We start from the raw sequence: 13,064 nt of genomic DNA on the forward strand, positions 1-13,064 counted from the left end.
GTCACACCTCCTTCGTTTCGGGCTCGCCGTCCACAGAGGCGGGGACGGTGGCCGGGGCGCGTTCGGCCACGGCACGGCGGGCACGGGGGCTCGGCGGGACCTGCAGATCCATCGGCGGGACCGGGAAGCTGCCCGGCGGCCGCTGGTGCAACTCCTCCTCGAGGGAGAGCTGCTTCGGTTTCTTCGGTGACGGCCAGCCCCAGGCGACGGCCAGGACCAGAACCGCGACGACCGCGGTGGTGGTCCACCGGGCGGTGTCCGAGATCTGGCCGCTGCGGGCGACCTTGAAGAACGCCAGGCAGAGGATCCACACCAGGTTGACCGGGATCAGGACCTTCCAACCGAACCGCATGAACTGGTCGTAGCGCATCCGGGGCAGCGTGGCCCGCAGCCAGATGAAGCCGAAGAGCAGGATCAGCACCTTGCCGAAGAACCAGAGCAGCGGCCAGTAGCCGGAGTTGGCGCCCTCCCAGAAGGTGGTGATCGGGGCCGGAGCCCGCCAGCCGCCCAGGAACAGCGTGGTGCAGAACGCCGAGACGGTGATCATGTTGATGTACTCGGCCAGGAAGAACAGTGCGAACTTGAACGACGAGTACTCCGTGTGGAAACCGCCGACCAGCTCGGACTCGGCCTCGGGGAGGTCGAACGGGGCCCGGTTGGTCTCACCGACGGCCGCGATCATGTAGATGATGAAGCTCGGCAGGAGCTGGACCGCGTACCAGCCGGGGGCGGTCACCTCGGTGCCGAAGATCTCCACCGGGGTGCCGGCGCCCTGCGCCTTGACGATCTGCGAGGTGCTCATCGTGCCGGCGGTCATGAACACCGCCACGATGGACAGGCCCATCGCGACCTCGTACGAGATCATCTGAGCGCTCGACCGCAGACCGCCGAGCAGCGGGTAGGTCGAGCCGGAGGCCCAGCCGGCCAGCACCACGCCGTAGACGCTCATCGACGAGCAGGCGAGCAGCACCAGCACGGAGACCGGTACGTCGGTGAGCTGGAGCGCGGTCTTCTGACCGAACATGGTCACCACGCCGCCGAACGGCATCACCGAGAAGGCGGTGAAGGCCGTGGTCGCGGAGATCACCGGGGCGATGAAGTAGACCACCTTGTCGGCGGTCTTGGGGATGATCTCCTCCTTGAACGGCAGCTTCACGCCGTCGCTGAGGCTCTGCAACCAGCCCTTCGGACCGACCTGGTTGGGGCCCGGCCGGACCGCCATCCGGGCCACGACCTTGCGCTCATAGTTGATCGTGAACAGCGTCAGCAGCAGGAGCAGGACGAAGACGCCGACCAGCTTGATCAGAACGATCCACCAGACGTCGTTCTCGAACGTCTCCAGGGTGGGATCGACGGCGTGCGCCGCGACCACGAAAGATCCGCTCACTGGACCGCTCCCTCGGCGAGGATCGGGCCGGGAACCCCGGCGCTCAGCTTGACCACCGCGCCGGCGGTGACGCCGAGACTGCGCCGGACCGTCGAGCCCGGTGAGTTCGTCGGCAGCCACACCACCCGCGGCGGCAGGTCGGTGATCGCGGCCGGCAGCGTGACCGTGCCACGGACGGTGCTCACCGTGACCAGGTCGCCGTCGCCGACGCCCAGCGACTCGGCGAGGTCCTTGCCGATCCGGGCCACCGGCGGCCGGGCGGTGCCGGCCAGCACCTGGTCGCCGTCGAGCAGCGAGCCCAGGTCGATCAACTGGTGCCAGGTGGCGAGGACCGCCTCGTCGCCGGCCGGCTGTGCGGGCCGGGCCGCCTCGGCGGCGGGCTGCGCCGGGTTCGGCGCCGTGCTGCCGGGCAGGGCGCCCAGCTCACGGCGGATCGCCATCACGTCCCCGGTGTTCAGGGTGACGTCGAGCAGCGCGGCGATCGCCTCCAGCACCCGGCCGTCGGTCATCGCCGTGCTCTTCAGCACCGCGCCGAACGACCGCAGCCGGCTCTCCCAGTCCATGTAGGTGCCGGCCTTCTCGACGGCCGGCGCGATCGGCAGGACCACGTCCGCCCGCCGGGTCACGGCGCTCTGCCGCATCTCGAGGCTGACCAGGAAGGGCACCGCGTCGAGCGCCTCCTCGGCCAGCCGCGGGTCGGTCAGGTCGGCCGGGTCGACGCCGCCGACCAGCAGGGCGCCGAGAGTGCCGTCCGCGGCGGCCGCGATGATCCGGTCGACGTCCCGGCCGGCCGTCCCGGGCAGCACGCCCGGCTCGACCTTCCAGGCCAGCGACAGCTCGGCGCGGGCCGCCGGGTCGGTGACCGGACGGCCCCCGGGCAGCAGGTTGGGCAGACAGCCGGCGTCGATCGCGCCACGGTCTCCGGCCCGGCGGGGCACCCACGCGAGGCGGGCGCCGCTGCGGTCGGCCAGGGCCGCCGCCGCGCTGAGCCCACCCGGCACGGTGGCCAGCCGCTCACCCACGATCAGCAGCGAGCCGGGCGCGCTGAGCGCGGCGGCCACCGCCGGGTCGGTGCCGAGCAGGTGGGCCTCGTCGCCCGGGACGGCCGCGACGAGCGCGGCGCCGAGCTTCTCCAGACCCCGGGAGAGGTACGAGGAGACGGCGGTGATCTTGAGGTTGCCCCTGCGGTGGCCCTTGCGCAGCCGCAGGAAGAGGATCGGCGCCTCCTCCTCCGGCTCCAGGCCCACGATCAGAACCGACGGGGCGTTCTCCACGTCCTCGTACGTCACTCCGGTGCCCCCGGCGACGTTCGCGGCCAGGAAGTCGGCCTCCTCGGTGATCGCGGTCGACGATCCGGTGGCACGGACCGGCCGGGCCCGGAAGTCGATGTCGTTGCTGCCGAGGACGGTCCGGGTGAACTTCGCGTACGCGTACGCGTCCTCCACCGTGAGCCGGCCGCCCGGAAGGACCCCGACGCCGCGCTCGCGTGCGGCCTTCAGTCCCTCGGCCGCGATGAGCAGCGCCTCGCTCCAGGCCGCCTCGCGCAGCTCACCGGTGGCCGCGTCGCGGACCAGCGGGGTCATGATGCGGTCGGTGGCGGTGGCGTAGCGGAAGCCCCAGCGGCCCTTGTCGCAGTTCCACTCCTCGTTGACCGCCGGGTCGTCGCCGGCCAGGCGGCGCAGCACCTTCCCGCGCCGGTGGTCGGTGCGCTGCGAGCAGCCGGAGGCGCAGTGCTCGCAGGCGCTGGGCGTGGAGACCAGGTCGAACGGGCGGGCGCGGAACCGGTACTGCTCGCCGGTGAGCGCGCCGACCGGGCAGATCTGGATGGTGTTGCCGGAGAAGTAGGAGTTGAACGGGACATCGCCGGCACCGTCGCCGACCTCACCGTCACCGGTGCCGTCGCCGCCGAAGAAGTCGTCCCGGTAGACGTTGATCTGCTCGCCGGAGGAGCGGTCCATCAGGTCGATGAACTTGTCTCCGGCGATCTCCTCGGAGAACCGGGTGCAGCGCTGGCAGAGCACGCAGCGTTCCCGGTCCAGCAGCACCTGGCTGGAGATGTGGATCGGCTTCTGGTACTCCCGCTTCTCCTCCACGAACCGGGAGTCCGCCCGGCCGGTGCTCATCGCCTGGTTCTGCAGCGGGCACTCGCCGCCCTTGTCGCAGGTGGGGCAGTCGAGCGGGTGGTTGATCAGCAGCAGTTCCATGACGCCGGCCTGCGCCTTGGCGGCGACCGGCGAGCTGAGCTGGGTCTTCACCACCATGCCCTCGGCCACCGTCTGGGTGCAGGAGGCCACCGGCTTGCGCTGGCCCTCCACCTCGACGAGGCACTGCCGGCAGGCGCCGGCCGGGGCGAGCAGCGGGTGGTCACAGAACCGCGGGATGGCGATGCCCATCCGCTCGGCGACCCGGATGACCAGCTCGCCCTTCTCGGCGGTGACCTCGACCCCGTCGATGACGAGCTTGACGGTGTCGACCCTCTTGGATACGTCGGTCATCAGTGCGCTCCAACTAGGGACTTCTCGGACAGCCGCGGGGCGGTCCGGCCCTCGATGTAGTCCAGGTAGTCCTGCCGGAACCACTTGAGCGTCGACACGACGGGCGTGGCCGCGCCGTCGCCGAGGCCGCAGAAGGACCGGCCGAAGATGTTGTCCGCGGTGTCCTGCAGGGTGTCCAGGTCCTTGTAGGTGCCCTGACCGGCGAGGATCCGCCGGTAGGTGCGCACCATCCAGTAGTTGCCCTCCCGGCACGGGGTGCACTTGCCGCAGGACTCGTGGTGGTAGAACTCCAGCCACCGCCACGTGTTGTAGACCGGGCAGTCCTGGTCCGAGAAGATCTGCATGGCCGTGGTGCCGAGGATCGACCCGGCCGCCGACACCCCCTCGAAGTCCATCGGGGTGTCGATGTGCTCGGCGGTCAGGATCGGCGTCGACGAGCCGCCCGGCGTCCAGAACTTCAGGTTGTGGCCCGGCTTCATGCCCCCGGCCAGCTCGATCAGCTCGCGCAGGGTGATGCCGAGGCCGCACTCGTACTGGCCCGGGTTGGTGATCCGGCCGGACAGCGAGTAGATCATCGGGCCGGCCGACTTCTCGGTGCCCATGCTCTTCCACCAGTCGGCGCCGCCCAGCACGATGTAGGGCACGCTGGCGATGGTCCCGACGTTGTTGACCACGGTCGGGCTCGCGTAGAGGCCGGCGATCGCCGGGAACGGCGGCCGCAGCCGCGGCTGACCGCGGAAGCCCTCCAGCGAGTCGAGCAGCGCGGTCTCCTCACCACAGATGTACGCGCCGGCGCCGCTGTGCACGACCAGGTCCAGGTCGAATCCCGAGCCGAGAATGTTCTTCCCGAGGTAGCCCTTGGCGTACGCCTCCTGGACCGCGTTGCGCAGCCGCCGGGCGGCGTGCACCGCCTCGCCACGGATGTAGATGTACGCCCGGTTGGCCCGGATCGCGTAGGAGGCGATGATCGCGCCCTCCACCAGCGAGTGCGGGTCGTACGTCATGAGCGGCAGGTCCTTGCAGGTGCCCGGCTCGCCCTCGTCCGCGTTGATCACGAGGTAGTGCGGCTTGCCGTCGCCCTGCGGGATGAATCCCCACTTGAGCCCGGTGGGGAAGCCCGCGCCGCCACGGCCGCGCAGGCCGGAGTCCTTGACCAGCTGGATCAGGTCGTCCGGGTGCACGTCCAGCGCCTTGCGCAGCGCCAGGTAGCCGTCGAGTCGTTCGTAGACCCCGATCCGCCAGGCGTCCGGCGAGAGCCAGCGCTTGGTCAGCACGGGGGTGAGCTTCTGGAGGACCTCCGGCCGTGGCTGGGTCACTTCTTCTCCTCGGTGACGCGCGGCTTGGTCTTGGTGATCGGGGTGTCCGGGTCGAAGCCGGCCACCGTGACACCGTGTTCCTGCGCCAGCCGCACACCGCGCAGCGTGGGCGCGCCCGCCACCCCGTCGGCCACCGCGCCGTCGCGCGGGTCGGCGAAGCCGGCCAGCTGGTACTGCATCTCCCGCAGCGAGCAGATCCGGGCGCCCCGGGCGGGCGTCGGCCGCTCCCCCTTGCGCAGGTTCTCCACCAGCTCGACAGCGCTCTCCGGGGTCGCCTGGTCGACGGTGAAGTCGTAGTTGACCGTCACCACCGGCGCGTAGTCGCAGGCGGCCAGGCACTCGGCGTGCTCCAGCGTGATCCGGCCGTCGGCCGTGGTCTCGTCGTGGCCGACCCCGAGGTGCTCGGACAGCTGGTCGTAGACCTCCTGGCCGCCCATCACGTTGCACAGGGTGTTGGTGCAGACGCTGACCAGGTACTCACCGGTGGGGCGCCGCTTGTACATGGTGTAGAAGGTCGCGACCGCGCCGACCTGGGCCTTGTTGATGCCGAGCAGTTCGGCGCAGAAGGCCACCCCGTTCGGGCTGACGAAGCCCTCCTCGGTCTGCACCAGGTGCAGCAGCGGCAGCAGCGCGGAGCGTTCCCGGCCGGCCGGGTAGCGGGCGAGGATCTCGAGCGCTGGCTCGAGAAGCTTCGCCGCCAGTGGTTCGGCGGCCGGCGAGAATTCCACCGTTGTCATCGGTCACACCCACCCATCACGGGATCCAGCGAAGCGCCGCCGGCGATCACGTCGGCCAGCAGGGCGCCCTCGGCCATCGCGGGGATGGCCTGGAGGTTCACGAAGCTCGGCTCGCGGTAGTGCACCCGGTACGGATGGGTGCCCCCGTCGGAGACCGCGTGTACGCCGAGTTCGCCACGCGGGTGCTCGATGGCGACGTAGACCTGGCCGGGCGGAACCCGGAAGCCCTCGGTCACCAGCTTGAAGTGGTGGATCAGCGACTCCATCGACTGACCCATGATCTTGGCGACGTGCTCGAGCGAGTTCCCGAGCCCGTCGAGGCCGAGCGCGAGCTGCGACGGCCAGGCGATCTTCTTGTCCTCGATCCAGATCGGCCCGGGACGGAGGCGGTCCAGCGCCTGCTCGACGATCTTCAGCGACTCCCGGATCTCCGCCACCCGGACCAGGTAGCGGCCCCAGACGTCGCCGGTCGTCGCGGTGGGCACGTCGAACTCGTAGTTCTCGTAACCGCAGTAGGGCATCGTCTTGCGCAGGTCCCAGGGCAGGCCGGCCGAGCGCAGCACCGGCCCGGTGATGCCCAGGGCCAGGCAGCCGGTCACGTCCAGCACCGCGACACCCTGGGTGCGCTGCTGCCAGATGACCTGCCCGGAGAGCATGGCCTCGTACTCCTTGAGCTTCTTCGGCAGGTACTTGAGGAAGTCGCGGATCTTCTTGACCGCGGACTCCGGCAGGTCCTGCGCGAGACCGCCCGGGCGGATGTAGCCGTTGTTCATCCGCAGGCCGGAGGTCTCCTCGAAGATGTCGAGGATGTACTCCCGCTCGCGGAAGCCGTACAGCATCATCGAGATCGCGCCCAGCTCCATGCCGGTGGTGGCCAGCCAGACCAGGTGCGAGGCGATCCGCTGGAGCTCCATGAACATGACCCGGATCGTGTTGGTGCGCTCGGTGATCTGGTCGGTGACGCCGAGCAGCTTCTCCACGGCGAGGCAGTAGGCCACCTCGTTCGACATGTTGGAGAGGTAGTCCATCCGGGTCACGAAGGTGACGCCCTGGGTCCAGTTGCGGTACTCCAGGTTCTTCTCGATCCCGGTGTGCAGGTAGCCGACGACCGGGCGGCACTCGGTCACCGTCTCGCCCTCGAGTTCGAGCACCAGCCGGAGCACACCGTGGGTGGACGGGTGCTGCGGGCCCATGTTGACGACGATCTTCTCGTTGCTGAGCGGGTCGACGCTGGCGGTGAGGGAGTCCCAGTCGCCGCCGGTGACCGTGAAGACCCGGCCCTCGGTGGTCTCGCGCTCGCTCGCGTACTCAGATGTGGTCACTGGTAGACCCTCCGCTGGTCGGGAGGCGGAATCTCGGCGCCCTTGTACTCGACGGGCACGCCGCCGAGCGGGTAGTCCTTGCGCTGGGGGTGGCCCTCCCAGTCGTCCGGCATGAGGATTCGCGTCAGGTTCGGGTGGCCGGCGAAGACGACGCCGAACATGTCGTAGATCTCCCGCTCCTGCCAGTCGGCGGTCGGGTAGACCCGGGTCACGCTCGGGACGGTCACGCCGTCGGCCACCGCGACCTCCAGCCGCACCCGGCGGCGATAGGTCATCGAAGTCAATTGATAAGCGATGTGGAATCGGCGCTCATCGGATCCGAGATAATCCACCGCGTCAACGGACGAACACAGTTCGAAGCGGAGTGCGGCGTCGTCGCGCATTACCTGACACACCTCGACGATGTGTTCGGCGCGTACGTGAAGTGTGAGCTCCGCCCTATCCACGACCACCTTCTCGATGGCTTCGGAGAGGGCCGGATAAGCTTCCTCCAACGCGTCATAGACGTCGTCGAAATACTCGCCGTAGGGTCGTGGGCTGCTGAAAACAGCAGGTCGCGGGCGGGTCAGGCGACCAAAGCCGGAGACGTCTCCGGTGCCTTTGACGCCGAACATGCCCTTATCCGGGCTGGGCGGCGTCTGTGCGGGAGCACCCAATTCCGCACCCACCGGAGCACTACCCTCGGTTCCGGATTGAATACTCATTTGTGAACCTCCCGCAAATGCGGCTGGAGCTTCATCCAGTTCTCGATCCGCAATTGCTCCTCGCGCCCTTCTTTCACGGCCTGGGTCCATTCCGCACGGCGGGCCTTGTCCACACGGTAGGAAGAGGGCATGGCGCCGGGCGCGACGATCGGAACCCGGCCCTCGGCCTGCCGGGCTTCGAGCATCTTGCGGCCGTTCGGGCCGAGAGGCTGGGCCATGACCTTCTCGCGCATCTTGAGAATCGCGTCGATCAGCATCTCCGGCCTGGGCGGACACCCGGGCAGGTAGATGTCGACCGGGACGATGTGGTCCACGCCCTGGACGATGGCGTAGTTGTTGAACATGCCGCCGGACGAGGCGCACACGCCCATCGAGATGACCGACCGCGGCTCCGGCATCTGGTCGTAGATCTGCCGGACGACCGGGGCCATCTTCTGGCTCACCCGGCCGGCCACGATCATCAGGTCGGCCTGCCGCGGCGAGGCGCGGAACACCTCCATCCCCCAGCGCCCCAGGTCGTAGTGGGGACCGCCGGAGGCCATCATCTCGATGGCGCAACAGGCGAGGCCGAAGGTGGCGCCCCAGAACGACGACTTACGGGCCCAGTTGGACAGTTTCTCCACGCTCGTCAGCAGGATGCCCGACGGGAGCTTCTCTTCGATTCCCATAACGCATCAGTCCCAGTTGAGTCCGCCACGTCGCCACACGTACGCGTAGGCGATGAAGACGGTGAGGATGAACAGGACCATCTCCACGAACCCGAACAGGCCGAGCGCGTCGAAGGACACGGCCCACGGGTACAGGAAGATGGTCTCGATGTCGAAGATGATGAAGAGCATCGCGGTCAGGTAGAACTTCACCGGAAACCGCCCGCCACCGATCGGTTGTGGCGCAGGCTCGATCCCACACTCGTAGGCGTCGAGCTTCGCCCGGTTGAAGCGCTTCGGCCCGACGATCGGCGCGATGGACACCGAGAACAACGCGAAGAGGGCGCCGAGGATCAGCAACCCGACGATCGGGACATAAGGGTTGATCGTCATGTCTACTCCCGTACGACTGTTAGCCGCTTCACACTAGTTACTGAGGTTGTGCTGTCCTTTGGTCGGGGGTGCCCTAATTCGTACTGACCGTGGTCAGACGGAGGGCGCCACCTTGGTCAGTCCGTTGATGATGCGATCCATGGCGTCGCCACCCCGGGGGTCGGTGAGGTTGGCCAGGAGCTTGAGGACGAACTTCATGAGCAGCGGCTGCGGCATGCCGTACTTGGTGGCCAGCCGCATGATCTGCGGGTTGCCGATCAGCTTCACGAAGATCCCACCGATCCGGTAATAGCCACCGAACCGGAGACTCAATTCGGCGGGGTACGCCTGGAGCGCGCGCTCGCGTTCCGGTCCGGCCGGCCGGGCCAGGGCTTGCACCGCCACCTCGGCCGCCATCTCACCGGACTCCATCGCGTACGCGATGCCCTCGCCGTTCATCGGGTTGACCATGCCGCCGGAGTCACCGACCAGCATCACCCCACGGGTGTAGTGCGGCACCCGGTTGAAACCCATCGGCAGCGCGGCGCCCAGCGTCGGGCCGTCCGCATTGGCCTCCTCGCGCAGCCCCCACTCCTCCGGAGTGCTGCCCAGCCAGTCGGTGAGCAGGTTTCGGTAGTTCGTCTTACCGAAGGCGTCCGAGGAGTTCAGGATGCCGAGACCGACGTTCACCCGGCCGTCACCCAGCCCGAAGATCCAGCCGTAGCCGGGCAGGAGCCGGCCCGGGTTCTGCGCGCTGCGCAGCTCCAGCCAGGACTCCAGGTAGTCGTCGTCCGCCTTCACGGCCGAACGGTAATAGCGCCGGACCGCGACGCCGAGAGGCCGATCGTCCCGCTTGGCCAGCCCGAGTGACAGGGGGAACTTGCCGGACACCCCGTCCGCGGCGATCACCAGGGGCGCGCGGAAGGTGACCGGCTCACGCTCCGGACCGGACTTCGCCTCGACGCCGATCACGTAGCCGTCGTCGTCGGTCACCGCTCCGGTGACGTTCACCCCGGTGCGCAGGAGGGCGCCGGCCTCCACGGCACGCCGGGCCAGCATGTCGTCGAAGTCCATCCGGGTACGGACGAGGCCGTAGTTGGGGAAGCTGGCGAGATCGGGCCAGTCCAGTTCCAGCCGGACTCCGCCGCCGATCACCCGCAGGCCCCGGTTCTGCAGCCAGCCGGCCTTCTCCGAGGTGTCGACACCCATCCGGATGAGCTGGCGGACCGCACGCGGGGTGAGGCCGTCACCGCACACCTTCTCGCGCGGGAACTCGGTTTTCTCCAGCAGCAGAACGCGTACGCCGTGACGAGCCAGGTGGTATGCCGCCGCGGAGCCACCGGGGCCCGCTCCGACCACGATCACGTCCGCCTCGTCTACGACGGGCCCACTCGGGTGGTCGTTCACGGTCCAACCTCCGTCTCGCCCGGACGCTCGTGAATTAGTTCACAAGCATGCCTCGATCGGAGTGTAGGCCGACTATCGAAGATCTTTGCGCTTAGGTTCCCCTAATTGTTTCCGAAGGACTATCATCCCTGCTCAGGGGCCTGGAGGACCCGGTCCGCCACGCCGAGCGCCGGGCCGTCCAGGTGGTCGCGGATGGTGCCGCCCATCGCTCGGTCGAGCGCCACGATGAGCCCCTCCACGAGGTCCTGCGCAAGATCGGGATCCTGTGCCGCGACCCGGCGGAGCCGGGCGGCCAGCTCGGTCGCGCGGCGCGCGTCCGCCTCACCCTCGTCGATCGCGAGGTCGATGTCGGTGTCGTCGAGATGCCCGAGATCAGTCATGACTCGAACTAAGCAGCACCTTCACCGCCTTGTGGGCGAAATGCCGTATTTACACCCGGGTGGCGCGGTGCAGGGCCACGATCCCGCCGCTCAGGTTGCGCCAGCCGACCCGGTCCCACGGTCCGGCCGCGGCGATCCGGTCCGCCACACCCTGCTGGTCCGGCCAGGCGCGGATCGATTCGGCCAGATAGACGTACGCCTCCGGATTGCTCGACACACCCCGCGCCACGACCGGCAGCGAGCGCATCAGGTATTGCATGTAGACGGTCCGGAAGGCGGCGTTCGTCGGGTGGCTGAACTCACACACCACGAGCCGGCCACCCGGTCGCGTCACCCGGGCGAACTCACGCAGCGCGGCGCCGGTGTCCACCACGTTCCGCAGCGCGAAGGAGATCGTCACCGCGTCGAAGACACCGTCCCCGAACGGCAGCCGCAGCGCGTCCCCGGCCAGCAGCGGCACCTCGGCCCGAACCCGGCGGCCGGCCTGGAGCATGCCCACCGAGAGGTCGGCGCCGACCGCGAACGCCCCGGACCGGCCCAGTTCCTCGGTGGAGATCCCGGTGCCGGCGCCCACGTCCAGGACCCGCTCGCCGGGCCGCAGCCCCAGCGCGGTCCGGGTGGCCCGGCGCCACCCCCGGTCCTGCCCGAAGGCCAGCACGGTGTTGGTGAGGTCGTAGCGCTTGGCCACGCCGTCGAACATCTCGGCGACCTCGTGCGGCTGCTTGTCCAGATCTGCGCGTGTCACGAGGTCAACTCTGCCACCCGCCCGCGAAACAGCGCGGGCGGGATGGATGACCATCCCGCCCGCGCCTTGTGCGTTATATATACGACCGTCGTCGGTCGGGTCCGAATGCTCGTCACCGACGCGATCGCGACTGGCGACGTATGAGTGTTCCGTTGCCTTACAAGGGCAACGTAACCAGCGGCAACGACCCGGTACAGGCAACCGGCGGGCTCGTTACGAAGGAGCAACCCAGCCTCGCCGGTCCGACGATCCGAACCTGGCCGAACGGACGACTGCCACCCCCTGAAGGGGCCAGTTTCAGCTCGCCTCGACCAGCGGAAGCTGCTTACGGACACCGCCACCGGGCAGCGCGATCGAGGAGAAGTGCGAGACCACCCGGTCGTCGGTGGGGTCGTCGGCGGCCGTCCGGTGCACGGCGAGATGCCTGTACCAGGTGTCCCGCCACGCCGGGACGCGGTCCGCGGTGCGGATCATCGAGATCAGCTCCTGGAGGTTCGACCGGTGCTTGGCGCCGGCCGAGGAGATCACGTTCTCCTCCAGCATGATCGAGCCGAGGTCGTCGACGCCCATGTGCAGCGAGAGCTGGCCGATGTCCTTGCCGGTGGTCAGCCAGGACGCCTGGAGGTGGGCCACGTTGTCGAAGAACAGCCGGGAGACCGCGATGAACCGCAGATACTCCATGGTGGTGGCCTGGGTGCGGCCCTTGAGGTGGTTGTTCTCCGGCTGGTACGTCCACGGGATGAACGCGCGGAAACCGCCGACCTCGTGCGACTGCTCGACCGGGACGTCCCGGTAGCCGTTCGCCACGGCCAGGTCCTGCACCTCACGGATCATCCGGATGTGCTCGATGCGCTCGACGTTCGTCTCACCCGTACCCATCATCATGGTGGCGGTGGACGAGAGGCCGTGCCGGTGCGCGATGGCCATCACCTCGAGCCATCGCGCGCCGCTCTCCTTGAGCGGCGCGATGGCCTTGCGCGGCCGCTCGGGCAGCATCTCGGCGCCCGCGCCGGCGATCGAGTCGAGCCCGGCCGCCTTGATCCGGATCACCGCCTCCTCGATGGAGACGCCGTCGACCTTGGCCATGTGCAGGATCTCGCTCGGGCCGATCGAGTGGATGGCGAGCTGCGGGAACGCCTGCTTGACCGAGGAGAAGAGATTCTCGTAGTAGGCCACCCCGAACTCCGGGTGGTGCCCACCCTGGAGCATCACCTGCGTGGCGCCCAGCTCGACCGCCTCGCCGGCCCGGTGCAGGATCTCCTCGATCGGGTGCGCCCAACCCTCCTTGTGCTTCGGGGCCCGGAAGAACGCGCAGAACTTGCACGCCGTGACGCACACGTTGGTGTAGTTGATGTTCCGGTCGATCAGGTACGTGACGATGCCGTCCGGATACCGGCGGCGCCGGACCGCGTCGGCCGCCTCGCCCAGCGCGTGGAACGGGGCCTCCGTGTAGAGCAGCAAGGCCTCCTCGGGCGTGATGCGCCCACCGTCGGCTCCGCGCTGCAGGATGCTGTCGATCTCCGGATTCGCGGTCACGTCAGGAAGCGTACGT

11 protein-coding genes and 1 pseudogene are annotated in these 13,064 nt (G+C 68.8%); all 12 read right to left on the reverse strand.

Annotation, left to right across the window (positions count from 1 at the left end; all coding sequences use genetic code 11):
- Position 1: 1 nt before the first annotated feature.
- Positions 2-1,387: an NADH-quinone oxidoreductase subunit NuoH gene (gene nuoH, locus J5X75_RS25295; protein WP_307798252.1), complete on the reverse strand. Its 1,386-nt coding sequence runs from the start codon at positions 1,385-1,387 to the stop codon at positions 2-4.
- A complete protein-coding gene (locus tag J5X75_RS25300) occupies positions 1,384-3,882 on the reverse strand; it encodes an NADH-quinone oxidoreductase subunit G (protein WP_208469989.1) in 2,499 nt (832 codons plus the stop codon). Before J5X75_RS25300 ends, nuoH begins: the two co-directional genes overlap by 4 nt.
- Positions 3,882-5,198 (reverse strand): NADH-quinone oxidoreductase subunit NuoF, encoded by a 1,317-nt coding sequence (gene nuoF, locus J5X75_RS25305; protein ID WP_208469990.1) that lies wholly within the window; start codon positions 5,196-5,198, stop codon positions 3,882-3,884. Before nuoF ends, J5X75_RS25300 begins: the two co-directional genes overlap by 1 nt.
- 35 nt (positions 5,199-5,233) lie before the next feature.
- A pseudogene (gene nuoE / locus J5X75_RS25310) lies at positions 5,234-5,935 on the reverse strand (NADH-quinone oxidoreductase subunit NuoE); the annotation flags it as partial.
- Positions 5,932-7,257 carry an NADH-quinone oxidoreductase subunit D gene (locus tag J5X75_RS25315; RefSeq protein WP_208469992.1) on the reverse strand — a complete coding sequence of 442 codons (1,326 nt, stop codon included), beginning with the start codon at positions 7,255-7,257 and terminating at the stop codon, positions 5,932-5,934. The gene J5X75_RS25315 and the pseudogene nuoE, both read right to left, overlap by 4 nt.
- Positions 7,254-7,961, reverse strand: a complete 708-nt coding sequence (locus tag J5X75_RS25320) for an NADH-quinone oxidoreductase subunit C (protein WP_208469993.1) — start codon at positions 7,959-7,961, stop codon at positions 7,254-7,256. Before J5X75_RS25320 ends, J5X75_RS25315 begins: the two co-directional genes overlap by 4 nt.
- On the reverse strand, positions 7,958-8,629 hold the full coding sequence (locus J5X75_RS25325; protein WP_183225912.1) for a NuoB/complex I 20 kDa subunit family protein: 672 nt from the start codon (positions 8,627-8,629) through the stop codon (positions 7,958-7,960). Before J5X75_RS25325 ends, J5X75_RS25320 begins: the two co-directional genes overlap by 4 nt.
- Positions 8,630-8,635: 6 nt before the next feature.
- Complete coding sequence (locus J5X75_RS25330) at positions 8,636-9,001, reverse strand: NADH-quinone oxidoreductase subunit A (RefSeq protein ID WP_203737666.1); 366 nt, start codon at positions 8,999-9,001, stop codon at positions 8,636-8,638.
- A 93-nt stretch (positions 9,002-9,094) separates the two neighbouring features.
- Positions 9,095-10,387, reverse strand: coding sequence for a geranylgeranyl reductase family protein (locus J5X75_RS25335; protein WP_208469994.1), 1,293 nt, complete (start codon positions 10,385-10,387; stop codon positions 9,095-9,097).
- Between the two features lie 122 nt (positions 10,388-10,509).
- Positions 10,510-10,767 carry a hypothetical protein gene (locus J5X75_RS25340; protein ID WP_208469995.1) on the reverse strand — a complete coding sequence of 86 codons (258 nt, stop codon included), beginning with the start codon at positions 10,765-10,767 and terminating at the stop codon, positions 10,510-10,512.
- Between the two features lie 49 nt (positions 10,768-10,816).
- Positions 10,817-11,512, reverse strand: a complete 696-nt coding sequence (locus J5X75_RS25345; RefSeq protein ID WP_307798253.1) for a demethylmenaquinone methyltransferase — start codon at positions 11,510-11,512, stop codon at positions 10,817-10,819.
- Positions 11,513-11,809: 297 nt separating this feature from the next.
- Positions 11,810-13,048: a cyclic dehypoxanthinyl futalosine synthase gene (gene mqnC / locus J5X75_RS25350; protein WP_208469997.1), complete on the reverse strand. Its 1,239-nt coding sequence runs from the start codon at positions 13,046-13,048 to the stop codon at positions 11,810-11,812.
- Positions 13,049-13,064 lie beyond the last annotated feature (16 nt).

It is taken from the genome of Actinoplanes flavus (assembly GCF_017592555.1).
In the GTDB taxonomy this organism is placed as follows: Bacteria; Actinomycetota; Actinomycetes; order Mycobacteriales; family Micromonosporaceae; genus Actinoplanes; species Actinoplanes flavus.

Excerpts from the sequence above, each read along its gene's own strand:
- J5X75_RS25325 (WP_183225912.1), bottom strand. The coding sequence starts at position 8,629 with ATGGGAATCGAAGAGAAGCTCCCGTCGGGCATCCTGCTGACGAGCGTG.
- J5X75_RS25320 (WP_208469993.1), bottom strand. The coding sequence starts at position 7,961 with ATGAGTATTCAATCCGGAACCGAGGGTAGTGCTCCGGTGGGTGCGGAA.
- J5X75_RS25340 (WP_208469995.1), bottom strand. The coding sequence starts at position 10,767 with ATGACTGATCTCGGGCATCTCGACGACACCGACATCGACCTCGCGATC.
- J5X75_RS25300 (WP_208469989.1), bottom strand. The coding sequence starts at position 3,882 with ATGACCGACGTATCCAAGAGGGTCGACACCGTCAAGCTCGTCATCGAC.
- J5X75_RS25330 (WP_203737666.1), bottom strand. The coding sequence starts at position 9,001 with ATGACGATCAACCCTTATGTCCCGATCGTCGGGTTGCTGATCCTCGGC.